The organism is Indioceanicola profundi (assembly GCF_003568845.1).
GTDB classification, from domain to species: domain Bacteria; phylum Pseudomonadota; class Alphaproteobacteria; order Azospirillales; family Azospirillaceae; genus Indioceanicola; species Indioceanicola profundi.
Genome location: NZ_CP030126.1, coordinates 2,599,323 through 2,612,510, shown reverse-complemented (window position 1 = coordinate 2,612,510; position 13,188 = coordinate 2,599,323). Strand labels below are relative to the sequence as shown.

Sequence of the window (13,188 nt, the reverse complement as noted above, 5' to 3'; positions counted from 1 at the left end):
CATGCCCACGCAACATACCGTCAAGGCCTTCGAGCAGGAACTCCAGCGCCTGTCCAATCTCATCACCCAGATGGGCGGCGTGGCGGAAGCGCAGATCGAGGCCGCGGTCCAGGCCGTGGCGCGCCGCGACGTCGATCTCGCCGGGCGCGTCATGCAGGGCGATACCCGGCTGGATGATTACGAGCGCCAGATCGAGCAGGAAGCTGTGCGGATGCTGGCCCTTCGGCAGCCCATGGGAATCGACCTGCGCGAGATCCTTGGCTCCCTGAAGATCTCCGCCGATCTGGAGCGGACCGGCGATTACGCCGCCAACATCGCCAAGCGCTCCATCGCGCTGGCCCAGCTTCCGGCGGTGCGCCCGATCTCCGCCATTCCGCGCATGGGGCGGCTGGTGCAGGAGATGCTGAAGGACGTGCTGGACGCCTACATCGACCGCGATGTGGAAAAGGCCATTTCGGCTTGGCACCGGGACGAGGAGCTGGACGACCTCTATACCAGCCTGTTCCGCGAAGTCCTGACCTACATGATGGAGGACCCGCGCAGCATCACCCCCTGCACCCACCTGCTCTTCATCGCCAAGAACCTGGAGCGGGCGGGCGACCACGCCACCAACATCGCCGAAACCATCCACTTCCTGGTCAAGGGCTATCCCCTGACTGCGGACCGGCCCAAGGGCGACGAATCCAGCTTTGCCGTGGTGGAGCCGAACGAGCCTATCGCCGACTGACTGCCCGCCGGGGCGGCGTCCGGGTGCTGCCCCGACCCATTCTCCGCGATACTGACTTGACCCGGGAAACGGACAAGAAAAGATGAACTCCGCCCTCAAGCCGCTGATTCTGATCGTGGAGGACGAGGTCGATCTCGTCACCCTGCTGAAGTACAATCTTGAAAAGGAAGGTTTCCGCGTCGCCGCGGCCAATGACGGCGAAGAGGCGCTGCTGCTGGCCAACGAGCAGACGCCGCACTTGGTCCTGCTGGACTGGATGCTGCCCTTGATGAGCGGTCTGGAGGTCTGCCGCCAGCTCCGCCGCAATCCGAAGACCCGCGAAATTCCCGTCATCATGCTGACCGCGCGGGGGGAAGAGGCGGACAAGGTCCGCGGCCTCAACAGCGGGGCGGACGACTATATCTCCAAGCCTTTCAGCCCGACGGAGCTGGTGGCCCGCATCCGCGCCGTGCTGCGCCGCTCCAGCCCAGCCTTGTCGGAGGAGCTGCTGCGTTTCGCCGACGTGGTCATGGATCTGGCGGCCCACAGGGTGCGCCGCGACGGCCGCGACGTGCATCTGGGACCGACCGAGTTCCGCCTGCTGCGCCATTTCATGCAGCATCCTGGCCGTGTGTTCTCCCGCGAGCAGTTGCTGGACATCGTCTGGGGGCACGACGTGTATGTGGAGCCCCGGACGGTGGACGTGCATATCCGCCGCCTGCGCAAGGCGCTGAACGAGGACGAGTTCCCGGATCTGATCCGTACGGTGCGGTCGGCCGGCTACGCGCTGGACGCCAACGCGGACTGAGGAAGCAGGAAGGGCGGGGCATGACCCCGCCCTTTTCCGTTCATTCCTTCGGCGGCAGGGCGAAGGCGCCCATGGAGACGCGGGCGCTGAGCTTCAGCTTGTCCTGAACCCCGCCCTGGACGCTGGCCTTGGACTCCGCGACCATCATACGATCGGCGGCATAGGGCTGGGGCGGGTGACTCTCGTGCTCGAAGAAGTCGATATTGGCGACGCGGAACTGCCGGTCGGGGAAGGCTCCGTTCAGGCGCTTCAGCTCCTCATTCACCTTGGCGTAGATGTCCGCGCGCAGCTTGCTCTTCGCGGCCTCGACCTCCGCCAGGGTGGGGTCGAAGGCGATGCCGCCGACGCGGAGCTGCAGACCCGGCCGGCTGACCTTCTTGGTCTTGTCGCCCAGGCCCGCCAACTGCGGCTCCGGCAGGCGCGCCTGGATTTCCGCCTGCCAACGCTCAAGCCCGGCATCGTCATGCATGCGGTCCATCCGTACGATGCGCCACTCCCCCTCGCTGGTGACACCCTGGGCGGCCTTGACGATCTCGGCGCGGAGGTTGGCCGCATCCGTGCCGCTGCCGGCAGCGTCCACGATCAGGGTGACCAGCGCCGTCTCCGACCGGACCCAATCCTCGGCGGACAGGTTCAGAGAGATCATGTCCACGAAGGGCTGCGGCGGAATCACCACCTGGGCCTTGGCGGGTGCTGCGAGGGCAAGCCCGGCGGCAAGGGCCAGGGCGGGAAGGGTGAGACTATGGCGACGCATTCGTTCCTCCGTTGTCGGCGCCTCGTGCTGACCGGGAGTAGAGCCGCGGAAGGCGGCGGAAATGCGACGGAGCCGGGGCGGAACCCGATCGAAAGGGCGGCTTCAGAAATCCAGGTCGGCATAGTGCTTCGGCGGAACCACGCCGGGCACATTGTCGGCCAGCAGCGAGCGGAAGGCCGGGCGGCTCTTCACCCGCGCGTACCAGCTCTTCGCCTCCGGATGCTCGTCCCAGGGCACGTCGCCCATATAATCGATGGTGGAGAGCTGAGCCGCCGCCGCGATGTCGGCCAGGGAGAAATCATCCCCCGCCAGCCAAGTCCGCCGTTCCGACAGCCAGGCGATATAATCCAGGTGGTAATGGATGTTGGCATGGCCGGCGCGGATGGCCTGGGGGTAGGGCTGCCCCTGGCCGGACAGGCGCTTGTACAGCTTCTCGCCCACCAGATTGTCCGTCACCTCGGCCCCGAACTTGACGTCGAACCAAGCGGAAAGACGCCGCACCTCCGCCCGCACGGCCACGTCCCGGCCCAGCAGACTGCTGTCCGGATAGGCGTCCTCCAGATATTCGCAGATGGCGAGGTGATGGGCCACCACCAGCCCGTCCTCCTCCACCAGCACCGGCACCTCGCCGGCGGGATTCAGCATCAGGAACTCCTCCTGCCGCTCCCACGGTTTCACCATCTCCGCCGTGAACTCCAGGCGCTTTTCGGCCAGGGCCACGCGGACTTTGCGGGAGAAGGGCGACAGGGGATGATGGTGAAGTGTGCGCATCCAAGAGCCTATGCTGACCGGGAATCGGTGCAACAGCCGCGGTCACCGGTTAACTCCCGTGTGCCACAGCGAATCGAGAAAGGGAAGCGCCCGCCGGCCCCTTCCATCCGAAGGTGGAGTCCCGCACCGGCTTACCCCTTCCGAAAGGGATGGGCGCCTGCGCTGCGGGGGCGGGATGACGGGGGTGCTCCGCCTGCGGTATCCAAGGCTCTGCGGCCTGGAAGGGCCAAGAGCCAGGAAGAGGGGACATGACATGGACGCCGATATCACCATCGCCCCCGTAACGGCTGCCGACGAAGCCGAATGGCGGCGGCTCTGGGCCGGCTATTGCGCTTTCTACCAAGTGGACCTGCCGGAGGCTGTGACCGCCGGCACCTGGACCCGCATCCTGGACCCGGAATCGCCGGTGCACGGGCTGATCGCGCGGGGGCCGGACGGAAGGGGCGTCGGGCTGTGCAACTATGTCCTCCATGAGAACACGTGGAGCTTGGCTCCGGTCTGCTATCTGGAGGATCTGTTCACCGATTCCGTCTTCCGCGGCAAGGGCATCGGTCGGGCCATGATCCAGCGGCTCCAGGCCCTGGCGCGCGCCCAGGGCTGGCGGCACGTCTACTGGCACACGAACGAGGACAACAAGACCGCCCGCGCCCTGTATGACAAGGTTGCCGGGGGGCGCGATCCCTTCGTCCGCTATGTGCTGAAATAGACCACGGCGCAGCCGGTCAGAGCAGGAAGAACGCCAGACCCAGCGTGCCGAGGGCGATGCGGTACCAGGCGAAAGGGGTGAAGCCGTACTTGCCGACGAAGGCGACGAGGCTCTTCACCACCAGCAGCGCCGAAAGGAACGCAACGGCGAAGCCGACGGCGATCATCCCGACCCCGTCGAAGGTCAACACGTCGCGGTTCTTGTAGATATCGTAGGTGGCGGCCCCCAGCATGGTGGGGATGGCGACGAAGAAGCTGAACTCCGCGGCGGCGCGCCGGTCGACGCCCATCATCAGCGCCCCGATGATGCTGGCGCCCGAACGCGACACGCCGGGGATCAGCGCCAGACACTGGAACAGCCCGATGCGCAGGCTCAGCCCGACCGGGAACTCCTCCACATAATAATGGCGGGGTTGGGGGACGGCCCGTTCGGCGATCAGGATCAGGATGCCGCCGACCACCAGCGCCACGCAGACGATGACCGGGTTGAACAGCACCCCCTTGATGAAGCCGTGCAGCGTGGCCCCCAGCGCGGCGGCCGGCAGGAAGGCCAGGATCACGGCGGCGGCGAAGCGGCGGGCGCCATTGTCGAAGGGCAGGCCCACCAGCACCTTCCAGAGCTTGCCGAAATAGACGATCAGCACGGCCAGCACGGCGCCGAGCTGGATCACCACCTTGAACACATCCTCTGCCTGCCCCTCGAACCCCAGCAGGTTCGCCAGCAGGATCAGGTGTCCGGTGGAGGAGACGGGGATGAATTCCGTCAGCCCCTCCAGAACGCCCAGGATGACGGCGTTGAGGTACTGGCTTGCTGCATCCATGGGCGCGGGTCCGGCGGCTGAGGGCGTGTTTGTCTGGCGGGCCTTATAGCAGGCCGGGCGTCAGGCTGGCGAGTATGTGCAACGCGGTATGAGATCGTGAGTTGCCCATATCATGAAGATGTCATTCAGATGCCATTTTTCAGTTAAAACAACTGCCTAGGTGCATTAAGGTCCGGATCGGACCTATTTGCTGCATCTCGGCGGATTTTGCCCGTGATGCTGAGGCTGGCGCAACACAGTCATGCGCCGTGATTGGTCAACATGGCTGACCTATCGGCAAAAAAATGCTGGATGCGGGGCTCTGCGGGATTTATATGGACTTCTGGCTGTGAAGCGCCGGAAAGCCTTGTTCGTGGGCTGCCGGCCAAGGGTCCGATCGGCGGGAGTTGAGAGATGGCGCAGACGAAGATGCTTGGGTTCGTGCATACCGGGCAGCGCATGCCCGATAAGCGGAAGGCGGAGCTGCGCGCCCAGGACTTCCAAGAAATCTACGCCCGATTCAGCGACCAGAGCGCGCAGGAACAGGCCGGCCGCTGCTCCCAGTGCGGCGTGCCCTTCTGCCAAGTGCACTGCCCCGTTTCCAACAACATCCCCGACTGGCTGAAGCTGGTCGCGGAGGGGCGGCTGGAGGAGGCCTACGAGGTCTCGCAGGCCACCAACAACTTCCCGGAAATCTGCGGCCGCATCTGCCCGCAGGACCGGCTGTGCGAGGGGAACTGCACCATCGAGCAGTCCACCCACGGCGCGGTCACCATCGGCTCGGTGGAGAAGTACATCACCGACACCGCCTGGGACATGGGCTGGGTGAAGCCGATCCAACCGACCCGTGAGCGCCCGCAATCCGTCGGCATCGTCGGCGCCGGCCCGGCCGGCCTCGCCGCGGCGGAGCAGCTCCGCAAGAAGGGCTACGAGGTCCATGTCTACGACCGCTACGACCGGCCCGGCGGGCTGCTGATCTACGGCATCCCCGGCTTCAAGCTGGAGAAGGAAGTCGTGCTGCGCCGCTGGCAGAACATGGAGAAGAGCGGCATCCGCTTCCATCTCGGCTTCGAGGTCGGCCGGAACGCCACGCTGACCGAACTGCGGCTGCGCCATGACGCCGTGCTGATCGCCACCGGCGTCTACAAGGCGCGCGACCTGGAAGGTCCCGGAGCCGGGCTGGACGGCATCGTGCCGGCGCTGGACTATCTGACCGCCAGCAATCGGGTCGGCCTTGGCGACACGGTGGTGGATTACGAGAACGGCACGCTGAACGCCGCCGGAAAGAATGTCGTCGTCATCGGCGGCGGCGACACGGCCATGGACTGCGTCCGCACGGCGATCCGCCAGGGTGCGAAGTCCGTGAAGTGCCTCTACCGCCGCAACCGCGCCAACATGCCCGGCTCCCAGCGCGAGGTGGCGCATGCGGAGGAGGAGGGTGCGGAGTTCGTCTGGCAGGCGGCCCCCGAGGCCTTCCTGGGCGACGCCCGCGTCACCCATGTCCGCGCCCATAAGATGCATATGGGCGTTGCCGACGCCACCGGCCGCCAGACCCCGATGCCTATCGAAGGCTCCGCCTTCACGATGGAGGCCGATCTGGTGATCAAGGCGCTCGGCTTCGATCCGGAGGACATGCCCGGCCTGTTCGGCGACAAGTCCCTGAAGGTCAGCCGCTGGGGCACCGTCCAGATCAACCACCGCACCATGATGACCAACCTGGACGGCGTCTTCGCCGCCGGCGACATCGTGCGCGGGGCCAGCCTGGTGGTCTGGGGCATCAAGGACGGCCGCGACGCCGCCGAGGGCATTCACCGCTTCATCCAGACCAGCCAGGCCGCGGTGGAAAGGCCGGTGGCCGTGGCGGCGGAGTAAGGCGCCGTAGGTCGGATCGGGCCGAAGGCGCCGATCCGACACAGCGGTCCAGAATGGAAACGGCTTGTCGGATCATCGCCACGCTCGATCCGACCTACGGGAGACCTCCCCATGCTCCGCCTCTACGACAATCTCTCCTCCGGGAACGGGTACAAGTGCCGCTGGCTGCTGACGCAGCTCGGCATGCCGTTCGAGCGCGTGGAGGTGGATATCGACAAGGGGGAGAGCCGGATTCCGGAGTTCCTGTCCCTCAATCCGAACGGCCGCATCCCATTGCTACGGCTGGAGAAGGACGATTATCTGGCGGAGAGCAATGCCATCCTGCGCTGGATCGCGGAGGGCTCGCCCTTCTGGCCGGACAACCGGCGGGACAAGGCGGCGGTGCTGCAATGGCTGTTCTGGGAGCAGTACAGCCACGAGCCCAATGTCGCTACCGCCCGCTTCTGGATCACCCACCGGTTCGAGATGACGCCGGAACGGGTGCATGCGCTGGTGCTGAAGCGGGAGCAGGGCTATGCCGCGCTGCGCCAGATGGAAACGCATCTGCTGATGCGCGACTGGCTGGTGGGGGATCGCTGCTCCATCGCCGATATCGCGCTGTACGCCTACACCCATGTTGCCGAGGAAGGCGGGTTCGAACTGGACCGTTTCCCCGCCATATGCCGCTGGATGGAGCGGTTCGCCGCCCAACCGGGCCACATCAAAATCACCGACGACGTCGGCACGCCCGTGCCGTTCGATCCCGCCACGCTTGCCTGAGTCGAAGGGGGCACCCATGACCGACCGCACGATCCCCGCCAACCCCCCGGTGCTTGACGGCGAAGCCTTCATCCGCGACTGGAAGGCCAATGCCGCGAAGCTCGAGGCGGAGCATGCCTACAATCCCGCGGACGAGGTCGACAGCTGCGGCGTCGGCTTCGTCGCCGCGCTGGACGGCAAGCCCCGCCGCGCCGTGGTGGAAAAGGCCATCGAGGCCCTGCGCGCCCTCTGGCACCGCGGGGCGGTGGACGCCGACGGCAAGACCGGCGACGGCGCCGGCATCCATGTGCAGGTGCCGCAGGCCTTCTTCCATGAGCATGTGGTCCGCACCGGCCATCCGGCACCGGACGGGCTGATCGCCGTCGGGCAGGTGTTCCTGCCGCGCACCGACCTGGAGGCGCAGGAGCGCTGCCGCTCCATCGTCGAGACCGAGATCCTGAAGTGGGGCTACACCATCTTCGGCTGGCGTCAGGTGCCGATCAATATCGGCGTCATCGGCGAGAAGGCGAACGCCACCCGGCCGGAGATCGAGCAGATCATGGTCGGCAATCCGAAGAACGTTGCCGAGGACCAGCTCGAGCGCGACCTCTACGTCATCCGCCGCCGGATCGAGAAGGCGGTACGGGGTGAGCAGATCAACGACTTCTATATCTGCTCCCTGTCCTGCCGCTCGATCATCTACAAGGGCATGTTCCTGGCGGAGCAGCTCACCAGCTTCTATCCGGACCTGCTGGATGAGCGGTTCGAGAGCAATTTCGCCATCTATCACCAGCGCTACTCCACCAACACCTTCCCGACCTGGTGGCTGGCCCAGCCCTTCCGCACCCTCGCCCACAATGGCGAGATCAACACGCTGCGCGGCAACACCAACTGGATGAAGGCGCACGAGACCCGGATGGATCATGAGATCTTCGGGTCCCATATCGAGGATGTGAAGCCGGTTATCCCGGTCGGCTCCTCCGACAGCGCGGCCCTGGACGCGGTATTCGAGCTGATGGTGCGCGCCGGCCGCTCCGCCCCCATGGTGAAGACCATGCTGGTGCCGGAGGCCTGGGCCGCCAATCCCACCATGCCCAAGGCCCATCAGGACCTGTACAGCTACGCCAACGCGGTGATGGAGCCGTGGGACGGGCCGGCGGCGCTGGCCATGTATGACGGCCGCTGGGTTGTCGGCGGGCTGGACCGCAACGGTCTGCGCCCGATGCGCTATGTCATCACCGGCGATGGCCTGCTGATCGGCGGCTCCGAAACCGGCATGGTGAAGGTGGACGAGCCCAGCGTGGTGGAGAAGGGCCGCCTCGGCCCCGGCCAGATGATCTGCGTCGACCTGGCGGAGGGCCGCCTGTATCACGACCGCGAGATCAAGGACCAGCTTGCCGCCCAGCGGCCTTATGGCAGCTGGATCAAGAACATCACCGTCCTGGACGATCTGGTGAAGGCGGCTCCGGCCGAACCGGCGGAGCTGTCGCGCGAGGAGCTGCGCCGCCGTCAGATCGCCTACGGCATCACCATGGAGGATCTGGAGAGCATCCTGCATCCCACCGTGGAGGATGCGAAGGAGGCCGTGGGCAGCATGGGCGACGACAGCCCCATCGCGGTGCTGTCCGACAAGTACCGAGGCCTGCACCATTTCTTCCGCCAGAACTTCAGCCAAGTCACCAATCCGCCCATCGACTCGCTGCGCGAGAAGCGGGTGATGAGCCTGAAGACCCGGCTGGGCAATCTGGGCAACATCCTGGACGAGGATGCGAACCAGACCCGGCTGCTCCAGCTCGAGAGCCCGGTGCTGACCACCGCCGAGTTCCGCGCCATGCGCAAATACATGGGCGAGACGGCGGCGGAGATCGACTGCACCTTCGACCCGAATGCGGGGCCGGACGCGCTGCGCGACGGGCTGCGCCGTGTCCGCCAGGAGGCGGAGGATGCGGTGCGCGGCGGGGCCACGCACGTCATCCTGACCGATGAGGCGCAGACGGCCGACCGCGCCGCCATCCCGATGATCCTGGCGACCGGCGCGGTCCACACCCACCTGATTCGCCAGCAGCTCCGCACCTTCACCAGCCTGAACGTCCGTTCCGGCGAGTGCATGGACACGCACTACTTCGCCGTGCTGATCGGCGTCGGGGCGACCACGGTGAACGCCTACCTGTCGCAGGAGGCCATCGCCGACCGCCACCGCCGCGGGCTTTTCGGGAACCTGTCGCTGGAGGAGTGCCTGGCCCGCTACAAGAACGCGGTGAACGAGGGCCTGCTGAAGATAATGTCCAAGATGGGCATCAGCATCATCAGCAGCTATCGCGGCGGCCTGAACTTCGAGGCGGTGGGCCTGTCCCGCTCCCTGGTGGCGGAGCATTTCCCCGGCATGGTCAGCCGCATCTCCGGCATCGGCCTGAATGGCATCCAGAAGAAGGTGCTGGAGCAGCACAACCTCGCCTGGGACGAGGAGGTGATCGCGCTTCCGGTCGGCGGCTTCTATAAGTACCGCCGCGGCGGCGACCGCCACGCCTGGGAAGGCGGTCTGATCCACATGATGCAGACCGCTGTCGCCACCGACAGCTACTCCACCTACAAGAAATATTCGGAGGGGATGCATAACCGCGCCCCCATCCAGCTCCGCGACCTTCTGGACTTCCGCCGGCCGGAGCAGAAGCTGCCGCTGGACGAGGTTGAAAGCATCACGCAGCTCCGCAAGCGCTTCGTGACGCCGGGCATGAGCCTGGGCGCCTTGTCGCCTGAAGCGCACGGCACGCTGAACGTCGCCATGAACCGCATCGGGGCCAAGTCCGACAGCGGCGAGGGCGGCGAGGTGCCGGAGCGGTTCAAGCCCGACCGGAACGGCGACAACTGGAACTCCGCCATTAAGCAGGTGGCCTCCGGCCGCTTCGGCGTCACGGCGGAGTATCTGAACCAGTGCCGCGAGATCGAGATCAAGGTGGCGCAGGGGGCCAAGCCCGGCGAGGGCGGCCAGCTTCCCGGCTTCAAGGTCACGGAGATGATCGCGCGGCTGCGCCACGCCACCCCCGGCGTGACCCTGATCAGCCCGCCGCCGCACCACGACATCTACTCGATCGAGGATCTGGCCCAGCTCATCTACGACCTGAAGCAGATCAATCCCGACGCCAAGGTCTGCGTGAAGCTGGTCAGCCGCTCCGGCATCGGCACCATCGCCGCCGGCGTGGCCAAGGCGGGCGCCGACATCATCCTGGTGTCCGGCCACAATGGCGGCACTGGCGCCTCCCCGCAGACCAGCATCAAATATGCCGGCATCCCGTGGGAGATGGGCCTGTCGGAGGTGCAGCAGGTCCTGGTGCTGAACCGTCTCCGCCACCGTGTCGTGCTGCGTACCGATGGCGGCCTGCGCACCGGCCGCGACATCGTGATGGCCGCGATGCTGGGAGCGGAGGAGTTCGGCATCGGCACCGCGGCCCTGGTCGCCATGGGCTGCATCATGGTGCGCCAGTGCCATTCCAACACCTGCCCGGTCGGCGTCTGCGTGCAGGCGGAGGATCTGCGCAAGAAGTTCACCGGCACGCCGGAAAAGGTGGTCAACCTCTTCAGCTTCATCGCCGAGGAGGTGCGTGAAATCCTGGCCTCCCTCGGCTTCCGCAAGCTGGAGGAGGTGATCGGCCGCACCGACCTGCTGCATCAGGTCAGCCGTGGTGCTGCCCACCTGGACGATCTGGACATGAACCCGCTGCTGGCCCAGGCGGACCCGGGCGAATATGCCCGCTTCTGCACCCAGGTCGGCCGCAACGAGGTGCCGGACACCCTTGACGCCCAGATGATCAAGGACGCCCGCTCCCTGTTCGAGGACGGGGAGAAGATGCAGCTCCAGTACAATGTCCAGAACGCCCACCGGGCCATCGGCACCCGGCTTTCGGCCATGATCACCCGGAAGTTCGGAATGACGGGCCTTCAGCCCGGCCATGTCACGGTGCGCCTGCGCGGCTCCGCCGGCCAGAGCCTCGGCGCCTTCGCGGTGCAGGGGCTGAAGATGGAGGTGTTCGGCGATGCCAACGACTATGTGGGCAAGGGTCTGTCCGGCGGCACCATCGTGGTGCGGACGCTGACCGCCAGCCCGCTGAAGTCGAACGAGAACACCATCATCGGCAACACGGTGCTGTACGGCGCCACCGCCGGCAAGCTGTTCGCGGCCGGCCAGGCGGGTGAGCGCTTCGCCGTCCGCAACTCCGGCGCCACGGTGGTGGTGGAGGGCTGCGGGTCCAACGGCTGCGAATACATGACCGGCGGCACCGCCGTGATCCTGGGCGCGGTCGGGGATAATTTCGGCGCCGGAATGACCGGCGGCATGGCCTTCGTCTATGACGAGGATGACGGCTTCCCGCTCTCGGTCAATCCGGACAGCGTGATCTGGCAGCGCATCCAGGTGCCGCATTACGAGGACATGCTGCGCAACCTGATCCAGGAGCATGTGACCGAGACAGGCAGCCGCTGGGCCATGCAGCTCCTGAACGACTGGGACCTGGTGCGCGACCGGTTCTGGCAGGTGGTGCCGAAGGAAATGCTGAACCGCCTCCCGATCCCGGTGACCCTGCCGCAGGCGCTGAGCGCGGAGTAACGCGGATTATCGTCGACGTAGGTCGGCGCCGAGCGAAGAGAGGCCCGACATCCTGCCGGAGGACGGTTTGGATGTCGGGCCTCTGCTGTTTGGGGCAGAGAAGCGAGGCGAATTCCCATCAGCGCTAGCAGGGAATTGACCTGCCATCACTACGGGCGTAGCTTTGCGTATGCGCTACCGTAGATGTATCACGCCTGGAGCAGCCTACTTCCTGACGGTGGTAACCGCTGGCCGCAGGCCGGTATTTGCCGATCCTGTGCAGGTTGCCCTATTGCGTGAGGTCCTTCGCGACGTGAAACGCAGGCGGCCTTTTGAGATTGAGGCCATGGTCGTACTGCCCGACCACCTGCACATGATCTGGAAATTGCCGGATGAAGATGCGGACTATGCCAGCCGGATCGCGACCATGAAGGGAACCTTCAGCCGACGCTGTGGTCTGTCCGGTATCGGGCCGATCCGGACCAGCCGCCGCGAGAGGGGAATCTGGCAGAAGCGCTTCTGGGAACATCTCATCCGTGACGAGGATGATTGGAACCGCCACGTCGACTACATCCATTGGAATCCGGTGAAGCACGGTTTGACGGCCTCCGCGACGGACTGGCCCTGGTCAAGCATCCACGCCCACGTCCGGCATGATATGGCAGCGCCAACGGACTTCGTCCGGCACGCGAAGTCCGATCCGTAGATCGGAGCCAGGGCCCTATCTGTTCACCGACGGCGCGAGTGTCGGGCCTTGCTCCGCTCGGCGCCGACCTACGATACGGAAGGCCGCCGGGGGCCGCGGCGGGCCTTCCAGCGCTTCAGCAACTCGTCGAAGGGCTTCAGCAGCTTTTGCTGCAGGCCGGGATCGCCCTCCAGCTTGCCCAGGACGAAGGCGCCGGCTTCGAGCGTGGAGACGCTTTCCTTGCGCGGCTCCTTGCGGACGCTGCCATAGGCGGAGCGGAAGTCCGGGTGGATGACGATCCGGCGCAGCTTCAACAGCCAGGCATTCCGCCACCACAGCGCCTTGGCCTGGGACCAGGTGCCGTCCAGCAGCACGATGCCCTCCAGATCGGCCAGCACCAGATCGCCCGCCGGGTCGGGACCCTTGCGGCCGAACACGGCCAGCCCGCCGCGGGGAACCTGCGCCACATCCTCCTTGCTGCCCATGTGCAGCACGGCCCAGCGGCGGTGGTCCACGGTGGGGCGGCCAAGGGCCTTGGCCAGGTTGGGCCAGGACAGGCCCACCTTGTGGGTGGCGTTGGCGAGCTGCCCGGTCAGCAGCCGGGCGGTGCCGAGCTGCACGTCCTGCTCCTGCGGGTGCTGAAGCACCAGCACATGCAGGCGGGTCTGCACCTTCTCCAGCTCGGCGCAGAGGCAGAGCTCCTCCTGCTTGCCGCAGGTGGGGCAGGGCGGGGGCGGTTCCAGAATCTGGGTCGTATCGGTCATGGCGGG

At 66.2% G+C, this 13,188-nt stretch carries 11 protein-coding genes; 7 read left to right on the top strand and 4 right to left on the bottom strand.

Annotated elements, in window-relative coordinates; all coding sequences use genetic code 11:
• Window position 1: 1 nt before the first annotated feature.
• Window positions 2–727 (top strand): phosphate signaling complex protein PhoU, encoded by a 726-nt coding sequence (gene phoU, locus DOL89_RS12430; protein WP_119679443.1) that lies wholly within the window; start codon window positions 2–4, stop codon window positions 725–727.
• Window positions 728–809: 82 nt separating this feature from the next.
• Window positions 810–1,514 (top strand): phosphate regulon transcriptional regulator PhoB, encoded by a 705-nt coding sequence (phoB, locus tag DOL89_RS12425; protein WP_119679442.1) that lies wholly within the window; start codon window positions 810–812, stop codon window positions 1,512–1,514.
• A gap of 40 nt (window positions 1,515–1,554) precedes the next feature.
• Here the strand turns inward: phoB and DOL89_RS12420 are convergent, their stop codons facing one another.
• Window positions 1,555–2,268: a hypothetical protein gene (locus tag DOL89_RS12420; RefSeq protein WP_119679441.1), complete on the bottom strand. Its 714-nt coding sequence runs from the start codon at window positions 2,266–2,268 to the stop codon at window positions 1,555–1,557.
• Window positions 2,269–2,370: 102 nt separating this feature from the next.
• On the bottom strand, window positions 2,371–3,039 hold the full coding sequence (fzlA, locus tag DOL89_RS12415; RefSeq protein WP_119679440.1) for an FtsZ-binding protein FzlA: 669 nt from the start codon (window positions 3,037–3,039) through the stop codon (window positions 2,371–2,373).
• 253 nt (window positions 3,040–3,292) lie between these two features.
• On the opposite strand from fzlA, the gene DOL89_RS12410 reads away from it, so the two are divergent.
• A complete protein-coding gene (locus DOL89_RS12410) occupies window positions 3,293–3,745 on the top strand; it encodes a GNAT family N-acetyltransferase (protein ID WP_119679439.1) in 453 nt (150 codons plus the stop codon).
• A gap of 16 nt (window positions 3,746–3,761) precedes the next feature.
• Here DOL89_RS12410 and DOL89_RS12405 read toward each other — a convergent pair whose 3' ends face one another.
• Complete coding sequence (locus DOL89_RS12405) at window positions 3,762–4,565, bottom strand: undecaprenyl-diphosphate phosphatase (protein WP_119679438.1); 804 nt, start codon at window positions 4,563–4,565, stop codon at window positions 3,762–3,764.
• Window positions 4,566–4,958: 393 nt separating this feature from the next.
• Here DOL89_RS12405 and DOL89_RS12400 point away from each other — a divergent pair, with 393 nt between their 5' ends.
• From DOL89_RS12400 to DOL89_RS12385, 4 genes are all read left to right on the top strand, one after another.
• Window positions 4,959–6,416 carry an NAD(P)-dependent oxidoreductase gene (locus DOL89_RS12400; RefSeq protein WP_119679437.1) on the top strand — a complete coding sequence of 486 codons (1,458 nt, stop codon included), beginning with the start codon at window positions 4,959–4,961 and terminating at the stop codon, window positions 6,414–6,416.
• Between the two features lie 111 nt (window positions 6,417–6,527).
• Complete coding sequence (locus DOL89_RS12395) at window positions 6,528–7,175, top strand: glutathione S-transferase family protein (protein WP_119679436.1); 648 nt, start codon at window positions 6,528–6,530, stop codon at window positions 7,173–7,175.
• Window positions 7,176–7,191: 16 nt separating this feature from the next.
• The gene (gene gltB / locus DOL89_RS12390; protein WP_119679435.1) at window positions 7,192–11,754 is read left to right on the top strand and encodes a glutamate synthase large subunit; all 4,563 of its coding nucleotides are present in this window, start codon (window positions 7,192–7,194) and stop codon (window positions 11,752–11,754) included.
• A gap of 169 nt (window positions 11,755–11,923) precedes the next feature.
• Window positions 11,924–12,439, top strand: a complete 516-nt coding sequence (locus DOL89_RS12385; RefSeq protein WP_119679434.1) for an REP-associated tyrosine transposase — start codon at window positions 11,924–11,926, stop codon at window positions 12,437–12,439.
• A 68-nt stretch (window positions 12,440–12,507) separates the two neighbouring features.
• Here DOL89_RS12385 and DOL89_RS12380 read toward each other — a convergent pair whose 3' ends face one another.
• The gene (locus tag DOL89_RS12380; protein ID WP_119680402.1) at window positions 12,508–13,182 is read right to left on the bottom strand and encodes a tRNA-uridine aminocarboxypropyltransferase; all 675 of its coding nucleotides are present in this window, start codon (window positions 13,180–13,182) and stop codon (window positions 12,508–12,510) included.
• Between the last annotated feature and the right edge of the window lie 6 nt (window positions 13,183–13,188).

Excerpts from the sequence above, each read along its gene's own strand:
- phoU (WP_119679443.1), top strand. The coding sequence starts at position 2 with ATGCCCACGCAACATACCGTCAAGGCCTTCGAGCAGGAACTCCAGCGC.
- phoB (WP_119679442.1), top strand. The coding sequence starts at position 810 with ATGAACTCCGCCCTCAAGCCGCTGATTCTGATCGTGGAGGACGAGGTC.
- DOL89_RS12420 (WP_119679441.1), bottom strand. The coding sequence starts at position 2,268 with ATGCGTCGCCATAGTCTCACCCTTCCCGCCCTGGCCCTTGCCGCCGGG.
- fzlA (WP_119679440.1), bottom strand. The coding sequence starts at position 3,039 with ATGCGCACACTTCACCATCATCCCCTGTCGCCCTTCTCCCGCAAAGTC.
- DOL89_RS12410 (WP_119679439.1), top strand. The coding sequence starts at position 3,293 with ATGGACGCCGATATCACCATCGCCCCCGTAACGGCTGCCGACGAAGCC.
- DOL89_RS12405 (WP_119679438.1), bottom strand. The coding sequence starts at position 4,565 with ATGGATGCAGCAAGCCAGTACCTCAACGCCGTCATCCTGGGCGTTCTG.
- DOL89_RS12400 (WP_119679437.1), top strand. The coding sequence starts at position 4,959 with ATGGCGCAGACGAAGATGCTTGGGTTCGTGCATACCGGGCAGCGCATG.
- DOL89_RS12395 (WP_119679436.1), top strand. The coding sequence starts at position 6,528 with ATGCTCCGCCTCTACGACAATCTCTCCTCCGGGAACGGGTACAAGTGC.
- gltB (WP_119679435.1), top strand. The coding sequence starts at position 7,192 with ATGACCGACCGCACGATCCCCGCCAACCCCCCGGTGCTTGACGGCGAA.
- DOL89_RS12385 (WP_119679434.1), top strand. The coding sequence starts at position 11,924 with ATGCGCTACCGTAGATGTATCACGCCTGGAGCAGCCTACTTCCTGACG.
- DOL89_RS12380 (WP_119680402.1), bottom strand. The coding sequence starts at position 13,182 with ATGACCGATACGACCCAGATTCTGGAACCGCCCCCGCCCTGCCCCACC.